The organism is Pasteurella dagmatis (genome assembly GCF_900186835.1).
GTDB lineage: Bacteria > Pseudomonadota > Gammaproteobacteria > Enterobacterales > Pasteurellaceae > Pasteurella > Pasteurella dagmatis.
This window is the reverse complement of record NZ_LT906448.1, coordinates 874804-897455: the sequence shown is the minus strand read 5'-3', so window position 1 is coordinate 897455 and position 22652 is coordinate 874804. Positions and strand designations below refer to the sequence as shown.

General features: G+C 37.1%; 19 protein-coding genes and 1 riboswitch. Of the genes, 12 read left to right on the top strand and 7 right to left on the bottom strand.

The window, feature by feature from the left end; translation table 11 throughout:
• Positions 1 to 51 precede the first annotated feature (51 nt).
• The 3 genes from CKV78_RS04050 (at position 52) to CKV78_RS04040 (ending at position 2451) form a co-directional block, all read left to right on the top strand.
• On the top strand, positions 52 to 1500 hold the full coding sequence (locus CKV78_RS04050; protein ID WP_005762228.1) for an alanine/glycine:cation symporter family protein: 1449 nt from the start codon (positions 52 to 54) through the stop codon (positions 1498 to 1500).
• 91 nt (positions 1501 to 1591) lie between these two features.
• Positions 1592 to 1867, top strand: a complete 276-nt coding sequence (locus CKV78_RS04045; protein WP_005762227.1) for a hypothetical protein — start codon at positions 1592 to 1594, stop codon at positions 1865 to 1867.
• Positions 1868 to 1911: 44 nt separating this feature from the next.
• Positions 1912 to 2451, top strand: coding sequence for a hypothetical protein (locus CKV78_RS04040; protein ID WP_032855267.1), 540 nt, complete (start codon positions 1912 to 1914; stop codon positions 2449 to 2451).
• Between the two features lie 106 nt (positions 2452 to 2557).
• Here CKV78_RS04040 and dxs read toward each other — a convergent pair whose 3' ends face one another.
• From dxs to CKV78_RS04015, 5 genes are all read right to left on the bottom strand, one after another.
• Positions 2558 to 4402 carry a 1-deoxy-D-xylulose-5-phosphate synthase gene (gene dxs, locus CKV78_RS04035; RefSeq protein WP_005762225.1) on the bottom strand — a complete coding sequence of 615 codons (1845 nt, stop codon included), beginning with the start codon at positions 4400 to 4402 and terminating at the stop codon, positions 2558 to 2560.
• Between the two features lie 63 nt (positions 4403 to 4465).
• Positions 4466 to 5353 carry a (2E,6E)-farnesyl diphosphate synthase gene (gene ispA, locus CKV78_RS04030; RefSeq protein ID WP_032855152.1) on the bottom strand — a complete coding sequence of 296 codons (888 nt, stop codon included), beginning with the start codon at positions 5351 to 5353 and terminating at the stop codon, positions 4466 to 4468.
• Positions 5354 to 5363: 10 nt separating this feature from the next.
• Positions 5364 to 5609 carry an exodeoxyribonuclease VII small subunit gene (xseB, locus tag CKV78_RS04025; protein WP_005762223.1) on the bottom strand — a complete coding sequence of 82 codons (246 nt, stop codon included), beginning with the start codon at positions 5607 to 5609 and terminating at the stop codon, positions 5364 to 5366.
• Between the two features lie 177 nt (positions 5610 to 5786).
• Positions 5787 to 8273 (bottom strand): trimethylamine-N-oxide reductase TorA, encoded by a 2487-nt coding sequence (torA, locus tag CKV78_RS04020; protein WP_005762222.1) that lies wholly within the window; start codon positions 8271 to 8273, stop codon positions 5787 to 5789.
• A 23-nt stretch (positions 8274 to 8296) separates the two neighbouring features.
• A riboswitch (molybdenum cofactor riboswitch) is annotated at positions 8297 to 8433 on the bottom strand.
• 2 nt (positions 8434 to 8435) lie between these two features.
• Positions 8436 to 9551, bottom strand: coding sequence for a NapC/NirT family cytochrome c (locus CKV78_RS04015; protein ID WP_005762221.1), 1116 nt, complete (start codon positions 9549 to 9551; stop codon positions 8436 to 8438).
• A 310-nt stretch (positions 9552 to 9861) separates the two neighbouring features.
• Here CKV78_RS04015 and thiI point away from each other — a divergent pair, with 310 nt between their 5' ends.
• Positions 9862 to 11304, top strand: a complete 1443-nt coding sequence (gene thiI / locus CKV78_RS04010; protein ID WP_005762220.1) for a tRNA uracil 4-sulfurtransferase ThiI — start codon at positions 9862 to 9864, stop codon at positions 11302 to 11304.
• 61 nt (positions 11305 to 11365) lie between these two features.
• On the opposite strand, the gene CKV78_RS04005 is transcribed toward thiI, so the two are convergent.
• Positions 11366 to 11686 (bottom strand): HI1450 family dsDNA-mimic protein, encoded by a 321-nt coding sequence (locus CKV78_RS04005; protein WP_175270893.1) that lies wholly within the window; start codon positions 11684 to 11686, stop codon positions 11366 to 11368.
• A gap of 218 nt (positions 11687 to 11904) precedes the next feature.
• Here CKV78_RS04005 and msrP point away from each other — a divergent pair, with 218 nt between their 5' ends.
• The 3 genes from msrP to CKV78_RS03990 all read left to right on the top strand — a co-directional run bounded on the left by msrP (position 11905) and on the right by CKV78_RS03990 (position 13974).
• A complete protein-coding gene (msrP, locus tag CKV78_RS04000; RefSeq protein ID WP_032855151.1) occupies positions 11905 to 12858 on the top strand; it encodes a protein-methionine-sulfoxide reductase catalytic subunit MsrP in 954 nt (317 codons plus the stop codon).
• On the top strand, positions 12858 to 13457 hold the full coding sequence (locus tag CKV78_RS03995; protein WP_005762217.1) for a protein-methionine-sulfoxide reductase heme-binding subunit MsrQ: 600 nt from the start codon (positions 12858 to 12860) through the stop codon (positions 13455 to 13457). The genes msrP and CKV78_RS03995 overlap by 1 nt, the downstream gene beginning before the upstream one ends.
• Before the next feature lie 73 nt (positions 13458 to 13530).
• Positions 13531 to 13974, top strand: coding sequence for a YcgN family cysteine cluster protein (locus CKV78_RS03990; RefSeq protein ID WP_005762216.1), 444 nt, complete (start codon positions 13531 to 13533; stop codon positions 13972 to 13974).
• Between the two features lie 92 nt (positions 13975 to 14066).
• On the opposite strand, the gene CKV78_RS03985 is transcribed toward CKV78_RS03990, so the two are convergent.
• Positions 14067 to 14600, bottom strand: a complete 534-nt coding sequence (locus CKV78_RS03985) for a tyrosine-type recombinase/integrase (RefSeq protein ID WP_005762215.1) — start codon at positions 14598 to 14600, stop codon at positions 14067 to 14069.
• A 209-nt stretch (positions 14601 to 14809) separates the two neighbouring features.
• Here CKV78_RS03985 and CKV78_RS10605 point away from each other — a divergent pair, with 209 nt between their 5' ends.
• From CKV78_RS10605 to glgB, 5 genes are all read left to right on the top strand, one after another.
• Positions 14810 to 17143 carry a MuF-C-terminal domain-containing protein gene (locus tag CKV78_RS10605; protein ID WP_005762213.1) on the top strand — a complete coding sequence of 778 codons (2334 nt, stop codon included), beginning with the start codon at positions 14810 to 14812 and terminating at the stop codon, positions 17141 to 17143.
• 179 nt (positions 17144 to 17322) lie between these two features.
• Complete coding sequence (locus CKV78_RS03975) at positions 17323 to 17580, top strand: DUF1772 domain-containing protein (RefSeq protein WP_005762212.1); 258 nt, start codon at positions 17323 to 17325, stop codon at positions 17578 to 17580.
• Between the two features lie 137 nt (positions 17581 to 17717).
• On the top strand, positions 17718 to 17930 hold the full coding sequence (locus CKV78_RS03970; protein WP_005762211.1) for a hypothetical protein: 213 nt from the start codon (positions 17718 to 17720) through the stop codon (positions 17928 to 17930).
• Between the two features lie 393 nt (positions 17931 to 18323).
• A complete protein-coding gene (gene malQ, locus CKV78_RS03965) occupies positions 18324 to 20414 on the top strand; it encodes a 4-alpha-glucanotransferase (RefSeq protein ID WP_005762210.1) in 2091 nt (696 codons plus the stop codon).
• A gap of 33 nt (positions 20415 to 20447) precedes the next feature.
• Positions 20448 to 22640 (top strand): 1,4-alpha-glucan branching protein GlgB, encoded by a 2193-nt coding sequence (glgB, locus tag CKV78_RS03960; protein ID WP_005762209.1) that lies wholly within the window; start codon positions 20448 to 20450, stop codon positions 22638 to 22640.
• The last annotated feature ends 12 nt before the right edge of the window (positions 22641 to 22652 follow it).

Below are 22652 nucleotides of genomic sequence, written 5' to 3'. Positions count from 1 at the left end.
AATCATTACAATAAGCTTTTAGTTAATTTACCCATAAAATGAGGAGCATAAATGAATTTATTTGACACGTTTGTTGGTAGTGTAGAGCAAGCATTAACTTGGTTCGTAACAAAAGTAGATGGTCCACTTTGGGATATCACGATCATTACTTTATTAGGTGTTGGCCTATTTTTTACAGTGATTACTGGCTTTGTTCAACTTCGCTTATTACCACGTAGTTTGCGTGAAATGTGGTCGGGACGTACTGCAGAAGGAAATTCATTAACTCCTTTCCAAGCATTTACAACAGGTTTAGCAAGCCGAGTTGGAGTCGGCAATATCGGTGGTGTGGCAACCGCAATTGCAATCGGTGGGGAGGGTGCAGTTTTCTGGATGTGGGTCACTGCACTAATTGGTATGAGCAGTGCATTTGCTGAGTCTTCTCTTGCACAATTATTTAAAGTAAAAGAGCCTTGTGGTTTATATCGTGGTGGACCTGCCTATTACATTACAAAAGGATTAAAAGCGCCTTGGTTAGGTGCTTGTTTTGCTGTGAGTTTAATTTTCACTTTTGGTTTTGCTTTCAATGCAGTTCAATCTAACTCCATTGTGGAAGCAACGCGTAATGCTTGGAGTTGGGATCCGGAATATGTGGGTATTACTTTGGTTGTTTTAACTGCATTCATCATTTTTGGTGGGGTCAAACGCATCGGAGTGGTTAGTGCGACCCTTGTACCAATGATGGCATTATTCTATTTGATCATTGCAGTCATCATTTTAGGTATGAATATGAGTGCAATTCCAGCTATTATTTCTCGCATTGTGACCCAAGCATTCGACTTTAGCGCATTAGCAGGCGGTATGTTCGGTGCTATTTTCTCGAAAGCAATGTTAATGGGGATTAAACGTGGTTTATTCTCTAACGAAGCGGGTATGGGTTCTGCACCAAACTCTGCTGCAACAGCGGATGTAAAACACCCAGCGAGCCAAGGTTTAATCCAAATGCTAGGTGTGTTTGTTGATACAATGATCGTGTGTACCTGCACCGCAGTGATTATCTTATTATCAGACAATTATGGTAGCGAAACCTTAAAAGGCATTTCATTAACACAAAACGCGTTGCAATATCACGTAGGCGATTTTGGTTTACACTTCTTAGCGTTTATTTTGTTCTTATTTGCGTATTCTTCGATCATTGGTAACTATGCTTACGCAGAAAGTAACATTCGTTTTATTCGCAATAAACCATCTTTCGTTTTAATTTTCCGTTTAGTAGTATTGTTCTTCGTTTATTTCGGCGCAGTGAACCACGGCAATATCGTGTGGAACTTTGCTGATACCGTAATGGCGATTATGGCGATGATTAACTTAGTGGCGATTGTTTTATTATCACCGATTGTAATAACAATCTTAAAAGACTATATGAAACAATCAAAAGCAGGTAACAAAGAGCCAGTATTTAACATTGAAGAACATCCTGAGTTATTAAAACGTGGTGTAGATAAAGACATTTGGTCTTAATCGCATAAATAAAATTTGCTTTTAAAATGACCGCACTTTTAGGTAAGATTAACTTATCAATAAGTGCGGTTTTTTATTGTCAGGAGGTGCTATGAAAATTGTATTATGGCTAATTGCGTTCGTATTACCATTTTTACTCAACATCTTGCTGTATGTGTCTTTATTAGATGGTTATAACGAACTTATTGTATTATCGAGCTTTTTCATTTTTTATTTTGCTTATTTATGGCTTATTTTTACGGTATATAAACAACGTAGAAAAAATTTGCCAATTATTTTGATGTTACTTTGTGTGCTTGTTTATGGAAGCCACGCAGTGTATGTAGAACTTAACCGAGAAATTCCGCAAACAATGCAATACAATTAATTTGTGAGCATAAAAGTGCGGTGAATATTTTAGATGTTTTAGACGTGCAAAAATTAATTATTATCAGAGGGCATTCGGGTTCAGGTAAGAGTACGTTTGCTCATCACCAAATTCTCGCGTTCCAACAGGATTATCCTTTGGGGCGCGTTTTTCATATTGAAAATGATCATTTCTTGATGCTAGACAGTGAATATTTCTGGACACCAGAACGTTTTCTAGAGGCGAAACAGCAGGCCCAAGCCTTGTTAGATGAGGCATTTATTTTTTGCCAACGATACAAAATGCAAGATGTGTTAATTGTAGTAAGTAATGTGGGCGGTAATGCGCAAGAAATATTGCAAATGAAAACAAGAGCAGCAGAATTGTATTTACAAACAGAAATTTATCGTTTGCAGAATTTTTTTGAGAATACACATTGTGTTAATCGACAAACTGTGTACGAAATGTATCTGAATTTGATGAAAAATCCAGTGGAAGATGAGATTTTTGTGCCAGTTATTCAGCCGATGTCAGCAAAAGTGCGGTCAGAAATTGAAAAATTACAAGCCCCAAAAAGAAAAAACCGCTACACTAAGAAGATGTAGCGGGAGGTCTTAATATAAGAAAGTTAAAAGACGACTGCATTTGCAGTGCACTAGCATTATCTAAGACTGAGTATTTTAAAAATAGTTCAGTAAAAAATTTAATTTTTTATAAAAAATTTTTTATTTGTTCTTCAATGCCTGCGGCGTCTAATTTTAAGTCGGTCCAAATCTCTTGTTGAGTGCCTTGTGGAATGAAGAAATCAGGTAGACCAAGCTGCAATAGTTTCACTTGTTTTTGTTGTGCTTGAAGCACTTCAGATACCGCACTACCAGCTCCACCTTGAATAGCATTTTCTTCCAAAGTTACGATTAAATCGTGTGTATTTGCAATGTCAATGATACGCTCAATATCAATTGGTTTCACGAAACGCATATCGGCTAAGGTCGCATTTAGGTTTTCTGCCACTGTTGATGCAATTGGTAATAATGTACCGAAATTCAAAATCGCAATTTTCTCACCTTGGCGAACAAGTTTTGATTTACCTACTGGCAACATTTCTAACGGCTCTAATTTTATACCAATAGCATTTCCTCGAGGGTAGCGTACTGCAGCTGGTTGGTTTAAGTGGTATCCTGTATAAAGCATTTGACGGCATTCATTTTCGTCGCTTGGGGTCATAATCACCATATTGGGAATACAGCGCATAAAGCTAATATCAAATGCACCTTGGTGGGTTTGACCGTCAGCGCCTACGATCCCTGCACGATCGATGGCAAATAAAACAGGTAAGTTTTGAATTGCTACATCATGAATAAGTTGATCATAAGCGCGCTGTAAGAAAGTTGAGTAGATTGCTACAACTGGTTTATAGCCTCCAATTGCTAGCCCAGCGGCAAAGGTGACAGCATGTTGTTCTGCGATGGCTACATCAAAATACTGGTCAGGAAAACGATTTGAAAACTCAACCATTCCTGAACCTTCTCGCATTGCAGGGGTGATACCTACTAATTTTTGATCTTTCTCTGCCATTTCACATAGCCAATCACCAAATATTTTTGAGTAAGTTGGATTAGCATTAGATTTTGGTAATTGACCACTTAAATGGTCAAATTTAGGCACACCGTGGAAACCAATTGGGTCTTTTTCTGCTGGCGCATAACCTTTGCCTTTTTTGGTCATAATATGTAAAAATTGTGGACCTTTTAAAGAACGCATATTTTTGAGTGTACTGATTAACTCATCTAAATTATGTCCATCAATTGGGCCAATATAATTGAATCCAAGCTGTTCAAACATTGTACCAACAGGAGATACAAAGCCTTTAACGTGTTCTTCCGTTTTCTTTACAAATTCTTTGATTGGTGGCATACCAGAAAGAATCTTTTTTCCACCTTCACGAATTGAAGAGTAAAATGAGCCGGTTAATAAACGTGCTAGGTGATTATTTAACGCTCCAACGTTTTCGGAAATTGACATCTCGTTATCGTTTAAAATCACGAGCATATCAGTATGTAATGCGCCAGCATGATTCATTGCTTCAAATGCCATACCAGCAGTAATTGCACCGTCACCAATTACACAGACAGTCTTGCGCCCTGCATTTTCTTTTTGAGCAGCAATAGCAATACCTAATCCTGCGCTAATTGAAGTGGAAGAATGACCAACGCTCAACACATCGTATTCACTTTCTTCACGCCAAGGGAATGGATGAATTCCATTTTTTTGACGGATTGTCGGCATTTGATCACGACGGCCAGTAAGGATTTTGTGTGGGTAAGCTTGATGACCCACGTCCCAAATTAACTGATCAAACGGTGTTTTATACACGTAATGTAAGGCAACGGTTAACTCTACTGTACCTAAGCCAGAAGCCAAATGCCCGCTACTTTGACTAACTGACTCTAATAAATATGCACGTAATTCCTGACATACTTGCGCAAGTTGATCTTTGTTTAATAAACGCAAATCATCAGGCGAATTAATTAAAGATAAAAGAGGATAATTTTGCATAATCGTTAGTCAATTCCAAAATAATTAAAAAACATACCGCACTTTATTTGAACTGTGTGCGATTTAACTTTTTCTATTTACAACAAATTCTGTTATAGCGCGTAAGGCTTGTGTATCAAAAGGTAACTCATCTAGTGTCGAAATGGCTTCTCGATAAAGCTCTTGTGCTTTTTGTTTAGCACCATCTAAACCTAATAATTTAGGATAAGTGCTTTTATCTGCCATTAGATCTGATCCTACGGTTTTGCCTAATACCTCACTTTCACCCTCGATGTCTAAAATATCGTCTTGCACTTGGAAAGCTAAACCTATCGCTCTGGAATAACGCTGTAGTTGTTGTGCTAATGTTTTGTCACCAAAATGTGGTGAACAAATAAAACCTAATTGAAGTGCGGCAGTGAGTAAAGCACCAGTTTTATTGCGGTGAATTTGTTCTAGCTCAGCTAAACTAATTTGTTTTTGTTCAGAAATCAAATCTAAACTTTGTCCTAAACACATTCCTTTGGCACCAGAGGCTTGTGCAAGTGTACTAACTAATGCAAGCTTTTGTTCAGCAGAAAGTGCGGGGGCTTGTGTTAAAATCTCAAAAGCGAATGCTTGTAATGCATCACCCGCTAAAATGGCTGTTGCTTCATCAAATGCGATATGACAAGTGGGTTGACCTCGACGCAAACTGTCATTATCCATTGCAGGTAAATCGTCGTGAATTAAAGAATAAGCATGAATCGCTTCGAGTCCAGCTGCAGCATAGTCTAATTGGATTAAATCAGCCCCCAACATACGCCCCGTGGCATAGACGAGAAACGGGCGAATACGTTTTCCACCTAATAAAACACCATAGCGCATGGCTTCAATTAATGGTGATGGGGCTGTGTTTAAATTCAGTTGTTGCGCTAAGAATGCATTAATTCGTTCTTGGACTTGTTGTAAATCTTGAGAAAATTGATACATAATTTTCTTATTATTCTTCAATTTGATAATCACTTAATTCAGTGGTAGCGTTTTTTTTCAACAGAATTTGAATGCGTTGTTCAGCCTGTTGTAAACGTTCTTGACCTAAATTTGCTAACACGATGCCATTTTCAAATTCTTTCAATGCTTCTTCTAATGGTAATGAACCACTTTCCAAACGAGTTACAATGCCTTCTAGTTGTTTAAGGGTAGTTTCAAAATCTAACTCAGCTTTTTCCGTTGGTTTCTTTGCCATATCAGCATCCTTAATGGTTGAACATGTTAAGTGGGATATTGTACTTTATTTTTCAGTTTATGTTAAAAATATTTGTGGATTTTATCTCTAGCTTTTTGCTTTATTGGACTGAATTTAATAAAAAAGTGCGGTCGAATTAACCGCACTTTTTGTTTTAGCCCATTGTTTAAAACCAATTTAGGCGTTTGCTTGTTTTGGTTGTTTAAACACCGTTACTTCAGGGGCTTCACCTGTGAATTTTTCCACTTGAACAATACAAGTATTTGGTGAATTACCTTGTGCAAGGTTTGATGTGCCAATGTCCATCGTTAACACGTTTGGACAACCATTTTTACACAATGGTTTCTCGCTCATACCTAAGTCTAATGGATCGTACCAAGCACCTTCACATAAACCAACTGTACCTTTAATGATATTATCGCTCACAATTGCACCAGCAAGTACTTGACCACGGCCGTTGAATATACGGACAATATCGCCGTCTGCAATACCACGAGTCTTTGCATCTTCTGTATGAATAAGCACTGGCTCACGATCTTTCACTGCGTATTTTTGGCGAAGTGAAGTGTGTGCTAATTGACTGTGTAAACGGTAGTAAGGATGAGGTGTAACTAGCGCTAATGGGTGCTCAGGTGTCACATTACCTGAGAACTCTTCAGGTTCAAACCAAGAAGGATAGCCTCGACAATCATCATAATTCATTTTAGCAACTGTGTCAGAGTAGATTTCAATTTTACCTGAAGGTGTACCAAGTGGATTTAATAATGGATCTTCGCGGAACTCACCATAACGCACCCATTTTTTCGCTTTTTCACTTGCATTAAATGTGATTGGTTTGTTTTCTTCCCAGAATTTCTCAAATTTAGGCATTAGAACACGATTTTTACGCGCGGCATCAAAGGCGGATTGATAGAAGAATTTTAACCAATCCATTTCAGTTTTACCTTCAGTGAATTTATCTTCTACGCCAGCACGTTTGGCTAATTCCGCAAAGACATCATAATCATTACGTGCTTCAAATTGTGGCTCAACAACCTGTTTCATAGGCACAATGTGCATCATTGAGTAATCACCCGTCATCGTTAAGTCATTGCGTTCATAACTTGTGGTGATAGGTAGCACAATATCGGCCATACGTGCAGTTGGTGTCCAGTTAATCTCATTGACGATAATCGTTTCTGGTTTTTGCCATGCTTTAACTAATGTATTGGTATCTTGATGATGTACAAATGGATTACCACCTGCCCAGTAAATTAATTTAATATCAGGATAAGTAATTTCAGTACCATTATATTGAATTGTTTTGCCTGGATTGAGTAATACATCGGCGATACGCGCAAGAGGGAAACTGATTTTCGCAGATTTAGATAACCAAGATTGTCCAGTGTTTGTCGTATCACTATCTAATGTTGCAGACATTGAACCAATTACACCACCTGTTGTGGTTGGTGCCCCACCATTTGAATAATGATAACTAAAGCCAAAACCACCACCAGGTAAACCAATTTGACCGAGCATTGAAGCTAGCGTTACCATCATCCAATGAGTTTGTTCACCATGACGTTGGCGCTGCATACCCCATCCACCCATTAACATGGTACGTTTAGAAGAGAAGTCAGCCGCAAGTTGTTTGATTACATCAACAGGCACACCACAAAGTTTACTTGCCCATTCAGCATCTTTTGCTTGTCCATCTACTTTACCAAGTAAATATTCTTCGAATTTTGCATAACCTGTGGTGTATTTTTTCAAGAAGGCTTTATCATGTTTATCTTGCGTTACTAAAGTATGTGCAATTCCTAACATTAATGGAACGTCTGTTGCTGTATTGGTTGGGATCCATTCAGCATTAAGCATTTTACAGGTTTCACTTTTAATTGGGTCAATACAAATAATACGTTTGCCTGTTGCTTGATATTTTTTGAAATACTCAATGCCTTGTTGGTCAGTTGCAGTCCAAGCAATCCGTAGTGTGGTAAGTGGGTTTGCAGACCATAGTACGATAATATCAGTGCTTTCTAAGATGGTTTCCCAGCTGGTTTGCTGTTCATAGACTTCGATTGTCCCCAATACATGTGGCATAATCACTTGTGCAGCACCAGTAGAGTAGTCGCCTTTATGTCCTACGAAACCACCCGTGGCATTGAGGTAACGGTGTAGTAAAGTACGGCTTGAGTGGAGAGAACCAGAGCTTTTCCAGCCATAAGATCCACCAAATATATTTTCAAATCCGCCTTCTGAACGAACACGTTTGAACTCTTTATCGATTAAGTCGAGAGCTTGATCCCAAGTTACGCGTACCCATTCATCACGGCCACGCATTGTTGTGTCACTTTTACCTGGGTTAGCTAAATAGCCTTTACGTACCATTGGGTATTTAATACGAGTTTCACTGTAAAGCTGATCAGGTACAACAGATTGTAGCTCATTTTCAATGACTGTTGGTATCGCAGGACCTGATTTTACTGCTTTGCCATTTTCAACTACAACACCTAATGGCCCCCAATGTGCAGCAGTTACCACAGTTTTGCTTTCAGTTGCAACCGCATTTGGTGCAACTAATGTACCTACAACACCACTGCTTAAAGAGGCACCAGCAATACCAAGAGATGAGTTTTTGAGAAACTCTCTGCGTTTTAGGTCTATTGTGTTCTCTTTTTTCATATAAAGCCTCGCTTATTTAATAAGTAGTTAAAGTTTTGACACCTTTCTAAATATGAGTGGATAATCAATTTCTTGCTTATCCATGGCATAAGCGAACTTATTGCTGGCTTGCTACCATATCTTTCGACTTAGGATCACAAGCTCGGAGTCAGTAATGAATTTCTAGTGATTAGCATTTACCATATCTTTACTGTTACGTTGTAAATAAATAGTTAATGCTCTCACTTCTTCAGCCGTTAACGCAGTACGATCTTTCATTGAATTAACGACGCCAATCCATTGATTTGCAGTGTAGTGATTGGCCTCAATTACAGCGTGGCAACCACTACAATGGGTTTGATTTAACTTGTTACCTATTTGATTAAGAGCTACCAAATTAGGCGTTAATTTATCTTGTGGTATGCTGAGCTCAAGTGTAACCTCTTTCCATTCAGAGTCAGTGATATCATCTTGTACTGTTTTAAGCACATTGACTTGATCTTTAGCGTCCTCTTCTAATAACGCCAAAATAATACGTTTACCGAGTTCCATATAAACGATAGATTCTGCTCCAACTTGTTGCCAACCTTTTAATGTTGCAGTTGTTTTTTGTCCGTCATTTTTCCAATTTATTAATGTCGCATAAGGCATTAAACGAACTTCGCCCCCACTTGTTGTTTGTGCTGTTGAAATAGATTGAGCGTAAAGTGGTTGAGAATTATCTGCTACAGCAGTTATTTTGTTGTCTGTTATCGATGATAGTGTTGTATCTTCAGGAATTTCTGGTAAGAAATGGACAATACCTTTGTGGCAATCGATACAAGTTTGTCCGTTGGATTTAGCTAATTCATGCATTGTTTGTGCGGATTTAGATTGTGATGAAATTTCCATTGCTTCTAAACTGTGGCAACTACGACAAGTAGCGGAGTCTGTAGCTTTCATATCATCCCAAACGGTTTTAGCCATTTCATAACGGTGTTTTTCAAAGGCTTCACGATCAGGAATTTTGCCATTGAGTTCATACCAAACATCTTTTAATGCGAAAATTTTCGCTTTAACGTAATGCAAGCCATTAGGAGGAACATGACAATCACCACAATTTGCACGAATACCTTTTGGATTAGAAAAATGCACACTTGCTTCCCATTCTTCTTGTGGAAAACTCATTGAGTGGCAACTGATACAAAATTCTGGTGAACTTGTTTTATGCATTGCGTACTGAACACCATATAATACGCTTGCTCCTAATGCCATTAAGCCTATGGCTGTAATTAAAGAACGTTTTTTTATTTTTGACATAAGTCACTCCAAAATAATGTTATATAATTACTTATATAACAAAATGATATGGATACCATTGAATACTTAAAAATAGTTAGTTTATTGTAGGTGTATAGGCAGAATTGTTTTTGATTTAAATCAAAGATTGGAAGGGTATGGGAGGAATAATGCCTTATTTAATGGTCGTTAAATATGTTTATTCTTTATTGTTATATAATTATTTTTATAATGGGGTTGTATTTAAAAATAATTTAAAGATTTTTTATTCTTTATGTGATCTGCTAGAATGCACGGCTTATAAATTTATGTGACTAAATAGACGGAAATTATGAAATTTATCATCAAACTTTTCCCTGAAATTATGATTAAAAGTGAATCAGTGCGTAAACGATTCGTGAAGATTTTAACAGGGAACATTCGCAATATTTTAAATAAATACGATGATTCAGTAGCAGTAGTGCGCCATTGGGATTACATTGAAGTACGCTCAAAAAATGAAGAAAATAGACCGCACTTGATAGAATTATTACAGCGTATTCCTGGTATTCATCACTTTTTAGAAGTTGATGAAAAGCCATTTGAAACAATGCATGATATTTTTGAGCAAACATTGCAAGATGTAGGTTCAAGCCTTGAGAATAAAACATTCTGTGTACGTGTGAGACGTAAAGGGAAACACGAGTTTAATTCTTTAGATGTAGAGCGTTATGTAGGTGGTGGTTTAAACCAACATATTGCTTCAGCAAAAGTACAGTTAAGTAAACCTGATGTGACGGTGCGCATTGACATTGAAAACGACAAAATGATGTTGGTGAGAGCTCGTCACCAAGGGATTGGTGGTTATCCGATTGGTACACAAGAAGATGTGCTTTCGTTGATTTCTGGTGGTTTTGATTCAGGCGTATCCAGTTATATGTTGATTCGTCGTGGTTCCCGTGTTCATTATTGTTTCTTTAATTTAGGCGGTGCAGCACACGAGATCGGCGTGAAACAAATGGCGTATCATATTTGGCAACGTTATAGCGAATCACACAAAGTCCGTTTTGTGGCGATCAATTTTGAAGGCGTTGTTGGCGAGATTTTAGAAAAAGTCGATAACGGGCAAATGGGCGTTGTGTTAAAACGTATGATGGTGCGTGCGGCAAGTCGTATCGCAGAACGTTTTGGTATTCAAGCCATTGTCACTGGCGAAGCGTTGGGGCAAGTTTCTAGCCAAACCTTAACGAATTTACGTTTAATTGATGAGGCGTCTAACTGCTTAGTGCTACGACCATTGATCACTCACGATAAAGAACAAATCATCGCAATGGCAAAAGAGATAGGTACAGATGATATTGCAAAATCAATGCCTGAATTTTGTGGTGTGATTTCAAAAAATCCAACAGTAAAAGCGATAAAAGAAAAAATTGAATTGGAAGAGGGGAATTTCAATTTTGATGTGTTAGAAAGTGCGGTACAAAATGCGCAATATTTAGATATTCGTCAAATTGCAGAGCAAACCGAAAGAGAAGTGGTTGAAGTCGATACTGTTTCTGTATTCGCATCGCAGGATGTGATTCTGGATATTCGTAGCCCTGAAGAAACCGATGAAAATCCATTAAAAATGGATAATGTGAAGTTAATGCCGTTCTATAAATTGTCTTCACAATTCTCAACATTAGATCAAAGCAAAAACTATCTTTTATATTGTGAGCGTGGCGTAATGAGTAAACTACAAGCGTTGTACTTAAAAGAACAAGGTTTTAGAAATGTGAAGGTTTTTCGCCGTTAATTTCATATGAAAAATAAAAAATGCTGAGGGAAAGCTCAGCATTTTTGTTTGTGTATGTTGATTATTTCTTCCAAATTACATGGAATTCTCGATCTTCTTCACGGTGTGAAATCAAGAATTTTGCAAACACATCTTCCATTTCATCTTTATCGTTCACTAAACCAATCCAAACTTCGGCATAAGCCTCAGGATCGATTAGTACACCAATTTCCATATCCCAATCATCAGCGGTTTCCACAAATTCTACTGCACCACGTTCTTCAAATTGCAAGTTGAATAATAAAATATCAGCAGGATCTAGGTTTTCAGGTGCCATTTCGAGAAAAATGTCATAAGCAATATCAATAGCTTGATCCGGATCGAGTTTTATAATTTCGGTCATCATTATTCCTTTGTTAAATTCAAATATGCTATATATTTACCTGATGTATCATAACATAAGTGATAAAAAATTTATGGAGAATCCACCGCACTTTTCTTATATGAAGAATATTGTTATTTTCCTGTAAGAACTTTGAGCAGATTGTCGTCTAATTCATCATATCAATAATTAATGAAGTTATGTTTTATTTTATAAACCAATCATACATTGGGGGAAAAATGCGAAAATTTACTGAAAATGATGTCACACCAGAACATATCTTTTTTGAACGTAGAAAATTGATTCAAGCAATGGGCGTAATGGGGGCAGCGTCACTTATACCCAATATTGCACAAGCAAATGATGATGGGCGTAAAGTACTTTCATTTGCAAAAGACAACAATTCACAATCGCTCGTATTAACGCCTGAAAATAAAGTTATTGGTTATAACAACTTTTATGAATTTGGTTTAGCCAAAGAAATGCCAGCGAAATATGCCTCGGCGATGAAAACAGAACCTTGGACATTGCGTGTAGAAGGTGAAGTTGAAAAGCCAATGACTTTTGATGTTCATCAACTAATGAAACAATTACCATTGGAAGAGCGTATTTACCGTTTTCGTTGTGTAGAAGCTTGGTCAATGGTGATCCCTTGGATCGGTTTTGAATTAAATAAATTACTTGCTTTAGTTCAACCAACTAGCAAAGCAAAATATGTGGCGTTTGAAACCTTATATGATCCAGAAACAATGCCAGGTGTGAAAAATCCTTTCTTTGGTGGTGGATTAATTTACCCTTATGTTGAAGGCTTAACGATCGAAGAAGCAATGCATCCATTAACGCTATTATCCGTTGGTTTGTATGGCAAAACATTAGCACCACAAAATGGTGCACCAATTCGCTTAGTTGTACCTTGGAAATATGGTTTTAAAAATATTAAATCTATTGTCAAAATTAAATTAACCTCAGAGCAACCAGTAACAACTTGGAATCAAGCAGCTCCACAAGAATATGGTTTTTATGCAAACGTAAACCCAACAGTGGATCATCCACGTTGGTCACAAGCAACTGAACGTGTCATTGGTGGCGGTGGCATCTTAGGCATCAAACGTGAACCAACCTTGATGTTTAATGGCTATGAAAAAGAAGTGGCTCATTTATACAAAGGCTTAGATTTAAGGGAATATTTCTAATGTTAAAAATGTTAAGAGTTGTTGCACATAGTTTATCTGCATTACCTGCACTATGGTTAGCCTGTGTATTATTAACTGGCGATGAAACGCAACTCGGTGCAGATCCGATTAAAGAAATTCAACATTTTCTTGGATTCACAGCGATCACGATTTTGTTAATTGTATTTGTATTAGGAATTATTTTTAATTTATTGAAACAATTTCAGTTACAAATTTTGCGTCGTGCATTGGGATTATGGGGGTGGTTTTATGCTATTTTACATATTGCCTCATATTTTCTTCTTGAGCTAGGCGGTGATCTCAGTTTGTTTTTGCAAGAACTTGTTTCACGACAGTATTTAATTATAGGTCTTGGTTCATTCTTGATTTTGACTTTGATGTCTGTGAGCTCATTGCCTGCAGTAAAAAATGTAATGGGGAAATCTTGGCGGTATGTGCATAAACTCGGTTATTTTGCCTTGCTGTTTGGAGCAATACATTATTATTGGTCAGTGAAAAATATTACTTTAGCCTCAATTGTGTATCTAAGCTTGACGGCTATCATTGTGATTTGGGAGTTATATTTCAGTTTTATCCATAAAAAGCCAAGAGCGATGTAAAGTCATTGATCTGTAAATTAAGTGCGGTAAAATATCGCACTTAATTTTTTGGGCAAATTGAGTGATTAATCTAATGCAGCTAGATCCAGAATTTTGGAAACATAAAACATTGCTAGAAATGAATGACGCAGAGTGGGAGGCTCTTTGTGACGGCTGTGGTAAATGTTGCTACCGAAAATTCATTGAAGGGCGAGGCAAGCGCAAAAAATTATACTACACTCGGATTGCGTGTAACTTGTTAGATTTAGACACTGGCAAATGTACCAATTATTGCCAGCGCTTTAAATTTGAACCTGATTGCATAAAACTCACTAAAAAGAATCTACCTGATTTTCATTGGCTTCCTTCAACTTGTGCCTATCGTTTATTACACGAAAACAAACCTCTCTTTGATTGGCATCCCTTAATTTCCGGTTCAGCTGATTCAGTTAAAAATGCCAATATCCTAATTCAAAACGGCATTCATGAAAAAGATGTGATTGATTGGTTTGAGTTTGTTATTGATGGTAACAATTAAACTGAAAAGCCTTATTTTTTAGCCTTATAAATCAATTGCTTGTAGCTAATTTTAAAAAGTTACGTTCCGAAATACGGGAAAGTGTTCCAAAACTAACAGTTTAACGGCAATATAATTTTGTCTTTTCTGATGTAACGTTTTGTTGTTTTTTGGTCTGTATGACCTAGCTGTATTTTCGCTGTCTCTGTATCTTGTAACAAGAATATATCTGTCGCACTTTTAGCTCGTAGATCTCTAAATTGGACTTCTTTTATTTCACTTTCTAAGCTCGGATACTGAGCCAATGCTAGTTCTCTTAAATCACTAAACCAATTTGTTAATGTTTGGCGAGAAAGTTTTTGCTTCCGCTTATTTTGAAATAAAAATACTTGTGAAGTGTTTTTGATTCTACGTTCAATGATAGTCGCTAATTGACCTGTCATTTTGAAACGTAATCGTTTTTTTGTTTTTTTCTGATTAATATGTAATATGCCATCATGTATTTGATGTACGGTCATACCAACGATATCAACAGGTCTTTGACCAGTTAAATATGCAATATCCATTAAGTCTTTCATATCTTGATTCGCTAGATCGTAAAAAATTTTATAGATATGATCTTCAACATAAACATCTCTTGCAGACATTTTGAACTTTTTAATTCCAAGAGTAGGACTAGGTAAAGACGTCAGGTAAAAGAGTGGGATGATGCCGTCACTAAGCCATTGATTAGACGTTTTTACGAATACAATATGGTAATGAGCGACGATAACGAGGTGAAAGGCGATATGCAAGTAGTAGCACGTGGTACATCTGCTTTGCTTGTGAAAGAAACGCAAAAACAACACAGCAACAAGTGATTGATGTTGGCACAACGCCTGATGTGTTAAAAATGCTAGGCTTGCCTGATGCTAATGTTGTTATTAGTGGTGCAGTGTTGCACAAAGTAATGCAAGATAAACACAATGTGACATCTGAAACATTAAAACAATTACCATCTCAAATTAATAATCCAGTTGCAGTAATGAAGTCATCAACAAGAGATAATTCTTACGTTGTTTTAACAGAATTAATAGAACAAGAAGGGAATAGAGATAAGCCAGTAATTGCAGCGCTTCACTTGAAGAAAACAAATCAGGGTATTGAGTTAATTAACATCACCAGTGTATATGGCAGAAGTGAGTCGCAAATCCAAAATGGTTTACACAATGATCTGCTTTATCTTAATAGAACAAAAGGTAGACATCTTATGAATCGTCTCGGGCTTCAATTGCCCCCTGGACTCGATTCAGATATCCACCTTTCTGCAAAGAATATTAAAACCGAAGCCGATCTAAGTCAATACACTCAGAACAAAAAACAACCTCAAAACCCAAATCTTACATCTATCCATAATAAAATCTCTCGTTTTGTCGGCAAGCACCTATCCAAACATGTCGAAATCGTAACTGCTACTGAAATAGGTATTACAGATCCAACGGTAGAAGCTGGCTACAATCCTAAGACAGGTAAAATCTTCATTGTTGCAGATAACATCCGAGCAAGTAACGTTTTAACTCGTGATGAGCGTTTAGCTTGGGTTGCTTGGCATGAACTAGCACACAGAGGATTGGGCGTTAAGTTTGGTGCGGAGTTTAACGAACTTATGGCGAAGATTGATAAGAACAGCACCATTAATAAACTTGCTAACGCCATTCAAAAACAACGCTCAGAAACCGCACAGAATCGTCACTTAGCAGTAGAAGAAGCATTAGCCGAGCTACACGCAGCCTATGTAACAGGTAAGCTAGACGAGCTTAAAAGTCGCTATGGAATTGATATTCCAAAAGGACATGAAAAAGGGCTTAAATCTTGGTTTGAAATGACCGCACAAAGAATTCGTGAGTTTATTGCAAAATTATTTGGTAAAGAAACGGCGGATAAGTTCGGTCATAATGATTTAATTAGTCTATTAAGTGATATCAATAAAAGTGCTGGTGGAGATGTTCTAAGTAATAATAAATTTAATAACGCCAAATTCAGTTTAAACGAGGAACCAAGTTCGAGTTTTGCAAAGGCGGTTGATCGTATTGAAAATGCTGGACCGTCCAATCCAAAACGTTATATTAATATGGGAACAACACCGCCTGTATTGAAAATGTTAGGACTAAGTGAGGTAAAAATTGCAATGCGTGAAAGTGTCATTAAAAAAGCCCTTTTTGAACATAGTGTTACAGGGGATGATTTAAAACGTTTGCCAGAGCAAATCAATAATCCAGTCGCTATTATGCGTTCAAATCCGAGTTCAATGAACCCAAACGGATTAGTAGTTTTAACTGAATTAAGTGAAGTCGTAAATGGAAAAGATAAACCTCTAATTGCTGCACTACAATTAAAGCGTGTCGACGATAAGCTAGAAGTAATCAATATTACCAGTGTTTATGGACGTGATTGGAATACTCAAATTGGAAATGATTTATCAAGAACAATATATTGGAACAAAACAAAAGGCTATCAATTTGCTAGAAGTGGCGGGCTTCAATTGCCCAATATGCTAACTAGCGTTGATAACCTTTTTGCGTTCAATATTAAAACCGGAACCGATCTAAGTCAATATCAGAATGAGCAAATGAAGTTTTCTAAAACTACTCCATTTTCTCAAGGTGGAAATACATCCGTCCTAGAATTATCTCGCGGGGGCAATATCAATCCAGAGCCTAAATGGTGGGATGTATTCACTTCACGCAAGAACCTCAAAGAGGCGGTTAATAAAGGGGCTGCAAAATTAGACGAGTGGTTAGCAGATAGCCTACGACCTGTTAATGATTGGATTGATGAAATGAAATTCAGTGATGATACAGGAAAAACTTCAAGTCACGACCACGAGAAACGCAGACTAAAAGATGCAATGTACACCGCAAAAGGTAAACGTGATGCATTAAATTCTGAATTAGAAACTAACTTCCTTAAATCAATCCTTTCCAAAATTGCACAGATTGCCAAAAAATCTAACGGTAAAATTAATGAAGAAACAGCTAAGGAAAAGGCTGCATATTGGGTATCAGCACGATATTCTATTGAAAAAAATATTGAACTATTAAAAACTGACAAACAAGCAATGCTAGAGGCTGAAAAGGTATTAGATAACGCCAAAGCTAACGGTTCAACCGATGAAGTAACCAACAACCCCACAGCATTTGTTGTGGGGTAGCCTATGATTGCCAAGCACAATGTATCCACTGGTTAGATTTAGCTGAAAAGATTATTGATAAGAGAAATTTAACTGGAGTAAGAGCATAAAACCACTGAAAAACCGACCGCACTTTTTATAGTGCGGTTGAAAAAATAGACTATTTTTGTTATGTTTGAAGGTAAATAAGGAGGTGAAATATGGGAATGTGGCGTTTTTTATTTAAAGAGGTCAGTGTTGTGGTAGGGTTCTTTCTTATCCCATTATTACTGTTCTTCGTGCTGTTTTTTGTTCTAAATAACCTGTATTGGTATCATGTTATTGGAGGCTTATGTTTTTTAGTATTCGCTGCGGTAATCACCTTTTATATTATCAATAAAAAGATCGAGAGAGAGCTTGAAGAAATGAAACGAGAAGAAGATAAACAAAATCAAGTTAAATACGTCATTATTAAGTAGATCTATCCTCTTTCAAAAACACAATTTAGAGGTCTTTTTATTAGACTAGAAAAAACGCTCTATGTTTTGTTTTAATAAAATATTAAACAAAACAAGTTGTTTTTGTTATATTCAAATGTAAATAAGGAGGGAAAAACATGAGGGAAATTAAATTCTTATTTGATTTTGTAGTAAAAAGTGTTGGTTATTTTCTGATTCTTTTTCTAATTGTGTTAATCCCACTTGGTCTCTTAGCCAGTACTTTTATTTATTTTGATATTAATTTACCTTGGTGGGGAGTCATAGCCTTAGGTCTTTTAGGTGGTTTTATTTTTAATGTGACGATTAATGTAGTGAAAAACTGGAAATAATCTGAACAAACGAAATATTAGCGAGAAGCATCAGCAAATGTTGGGCTTTTTTATAGAGACAATTTATGTCAGAAGTATTATGTTAGCTAGTAATGTAAAAGGGCTATACAGCCCTTTTATTGTAAATTCCTCTTAATTAATAACCCTGTCACTTCTAATTCTTAGCGCTCAAAAAGTGTTCCTAAACAAAAATGAAGCACATTGATTTTAAAAGAAAAATCACAATCATTTTTAGATTTTTTTTGGAACATAAAAATGCCTTGAGATATTGAAAATACTGAAAATAAATTATTATTGATGGAGATCACTAATTTGGATAAAAATTGTTGTCTTTGTAGACTGCTTGGATAGAATACTTATTAAGTATTATTCAAATTTGTAGGTAGGTAATAAATGGATATTACATACTTAATGCAGGAAGCTAAGCAACTGGGGATCGCAACATCGCATTATGACATTGATGGGCATTTGATTCACGCCAGTCCTGAAACATTAACGTATTTCACAGAATTATTGAAAAAATCAGGGAAAAAGAAAAAATCTGCTGACTATTTTGATGATGTCGTCGTTTTTTTTGAGAGTGAGCCGATTCAATATCATTTAACGAATTTATCCCTTTCTCAACACTCTCTTACTTATCAAGTATTTTCTGAACATGGGCAGTTATTGTCCGAGAATTCTCTCTCTTCTAACGACTTTCTTTCTCTTGCTCCTCTCGATTATGGTTATTACTTTTTAGTCATTAAAGCGAATAAAAAAACATATCGAGTACGTTTAATCATTTCACCAAAAACAGCGTATCAACCACCTTTGCTAAATCAGAAGAAAGCTTGGGGGCTAAACATTCAACTTTATAGTTTACGTTCACAACAAAACTGGGGGATTGGTGATTTTGGTGATTTACGTTATTTAATTGAGCAAGCCACAAAACAAGGGGCTGATTTTATTGGTATTAACCCATTGCATTTAATGTACTCTGCTGTACCAGAATGGGCAAGTCCTTATAGTTCTTCTTCTCGTCGTTGGTTGAATCCAATATATTTGGATATTCAAGCATTACCCGAATTCAAATTCTCAAAAGTTGCGCAAGAATGGTTTACAAGTGCAGAAGTGCAATCACAAGTCGTTGCATTAAGAGAATCAGAACTTGTTGATTATTCTGCAGTAACTGCTTTAAAACAGACCGCACTTTTACAACTTTTCGAGTTTTCTAAACGTAGTAAATCTGCTCAAATTATCCAACGTCGAGATGCATTTAAACAATTTATGCAAGCGCAAGGCGATGCGTTATTGCTGCAAGGTTTATTTGAGGTGCTAGACCATCAATCGCACGAAACCGAACCGACAGAATTAGATATCGGCTGGCTTGGTTGGCGAGATGAATGGAAACAACTGACTGCGACTGGGCAAAAAGTATTTTTCAAAAAATATCAAAAACAAATTGAATTCTACGCTTGGCAACAATGGCTAATGGAAGAACAACTCAAAGAGATTAAAGCTTGTTGTCAATCTTGCGGTATGGAGTTAGGTATTTATGGCGACTTAGCGGTCAATAGCTCGCGTGGTAGTGTAGATGTTTGGTCTGATCCTGATCTTTATTTTGTCAATGCGTCAGTGGGTGCACCACCAGATCCGCTTGGTCCTGTTGGTCAAAACTGGAATTTACCGCCTTATAATCCTGAAGAATTGAAAGCTCGTGGTTTCCAACCGTTTATCGAAATGTTACGCACTAATATGCAACACTTCGGTATTCTGCGTATTGATCACGTACTTGGTTTATTCCGTTTATGGTTGATTCCAGAAGGAAAAACTGCGGTTGACGGGGTTTATGTCCATTATCCATTTGATGCGTTTATGGCGATCTTAGCGATTGAAAGTCAGCGTAATCGTTGCTTAGTGATTGGTGAAGACCTTGGCACTGTACCTGATGAAGTGCGGTCAAAATTAAATGAGTTTCAAGTGTTCTCTTATTTTGTTCTGTATTTTGAGCAAAGAAACAACCAATTCCCATTAGGCCACGAATTCCCATTAAAAGCCTTTGCTACGATTGGGACACACGATGTGCCGTCATTACAAAGTTTCTGGCATTGTGTCGATTTGAACTTATTCAACCAATTAGGGGTGCTGCAAGGCGATGTGCTACAACAAAAATACGAACAACGAGTGATTGATAAACAAGCACTGTTAAATAGCTTACATCGTGATCAATTTTTACCACCTAATTATGAGGGGGATGCGTTATCGATGGCAATGCACGCACATTTGAATTATGTTATCCACCAATATCTTGCCAAAAGTCGTACGCAACTTATTGGGGTGCAATTAGAAAATTTATTAAGTCAAGAAGTATCGTTTAACTTACCAGGCACGGATAGGGAGTATCCTAATTGGCGTAAGAAATTATCTTGTTCTTTAGATGTGATGTTCAATGACGAAAACATAACGTCATTTTTAAGAACAATTTCGCAAGCTCGCCAAGCATAGTCTGTACAACCGTTTATTTATTGAGGATTTGTTATGGTTCAATTAGTTTCAACAGAAGTTATCAATCAGTTTTTTGAAGGAACACATTCTGATCCATTTTCTGTATTAGGAATGCACGAGACTGAAAATGGTATCGAAATTCGTGCGTTATTACCAGATGCAAACAAAGTCATTGTACTTGAAAAAGAAACAGGTAGAGAAATCATCGAATTAACTTGCGTTGATGAACAAGGCTTTTTTGTTGGAATAGCTCCTGAAACACGTAGCTTTTTTGCATACCAATTACAGGTGTTTTGGGGTAAAGAATCACAAATTATTGAAGATCCATACCGCTTTCACCCAATGTTAGGCGATTTAGATAACTGGTTGTTAAGTGAAGGCTCGCATTTACGTCCTTATGAAGTGTTAGGTGCACATTTTATGGAATGTGACGGCGTGTCTGGTGTGAATTTCCGTTTATGGGCACCAAATGCGAAACGTGTTTCTGTGGTTGGGGATTTTAACTATTGGGATGGTCGTCGCCACCCAATGCGTTTCCACCAAAAAAGCGGTGTTTGGGAGTTATTTTTACCAAAAGCTTCACTCGGACAACTGTACAAATTTGAATTAATTGATTGTCATGGTCAGCTACGTTTAAAAGCTGACCCATATGCATTCTGTTCTCAATTACGCCCAGATACAGCATCACAAATTAGTATGCTGCCATCGGTTGTAGAAATGACCGAAAAACGTCGCAAAGCAAACCAATTTGATCAACCCATTTCAATTTATGAAGTTCATTTAGGCTCTTGGCGTCGTAATTTAGAAAATAATTTCTGGCTTGATTACGACCAAATTGCAGATGAGTTAATCCCTTATGTAAAAGAAATGGGCTTTACGCATATTGAATTTTTACCATTATCAGAATTCCCATTTGACGGTTCTTGGGGCTATCAACCACTTGGACTTTATTCACCAACTAGCCGTTTTGGTACACCAGAAGGTTTTAAACGTTTAGTCGAAAAAGCACACGAAGCTGGAATTAATGTGATTTTAGACTGGGTGCCAGGCCACTTCCCAAGTGATACACATGGATTAGCGGCATTTGATGGCACAGCATTATATGAGCATGCAGACCCTCGTGAAGGTTACCATCAAGACTGGAACACATTAATTTATAACTATGGTCGTAATGAAGTTCGTAATTTCTTATCCAGTAATGCACTTTATTGGCTAGAGCGTTTTGGCTTAGACGGTATTCGCGTTGATGCTGTTGCTTCAATGATTTATCGAGATTATAGCCGAGCAGAAGGTGAGTGGATTCCGAATCAATATGGTGGTCGCGAGAATTTAGAAGCGATTGAGTTTTTAAAACATACTAACTGGAAAATAGGCTCTGAAGTAGAAGGTGCAATTTCGATCGCAGAAGAATCAACTTCATTCGCAGGAGTGACAAAACCAAGTGAAGATGGTGGCTTAGGTTTCCATTTCAAATGGAATATGGGCTGGATGAATGACACACTATCCTATATGGAAAAAGATCCTGTTTATCGCCAATATCATCACGATCAAATGACATTTGGTATGGTATACCAATACAGCGAGAACTTTGTATTGCCACTTTCACACGATGAAGTTGTGCATGGAAAACAGTCATTGTTAGGCAAAATGCCGGGAGATGCGTGGCAAAAATTCGCAAACTTACGAGCCTATTATGGCTATATGTGGGGCTACCCAGGCAAGAAATTGCTATTTATGGGCAATGAGTTTGCACAGGGTCGTGAGTGGAACTATGAAGAAAGTTTGGATTGGTTCTTACTTGAAGAAGAACACGGTGGTAAATGGCATCAAGGCGTGCAATTGTTAGTGAAAGATTTGAATCATATTTATCAAAAAAATGCACCGCTCTTTGAGTTAGATGGTGATCCAAAAGGTTTCGATTGGTTAGTGGTAGAAGATCGTGCAAATTCAGTATTCGCATTTGAGCGTCGTAGCAAAAATGATGAGCGTATTATCGTTGTGAGTAACTTCACACCAGTGCCTCGTCACGATTATCGTATCGGTGTGAATGTGGCTGGAAAATATGTTGAAATTTTAAATACAGACTCTGAATTCTATCAAGGTTCTAATGTGGGTAACTATGGTGAGGTGGTCTCTGAAGAAATTGAAAGCCACGAGAAACCACAATCGATTTCTATTTCAGTGCCACCATTGGCAACTATTTATTTGAAATATCAAGGGGAATAAATAAATTAGGTG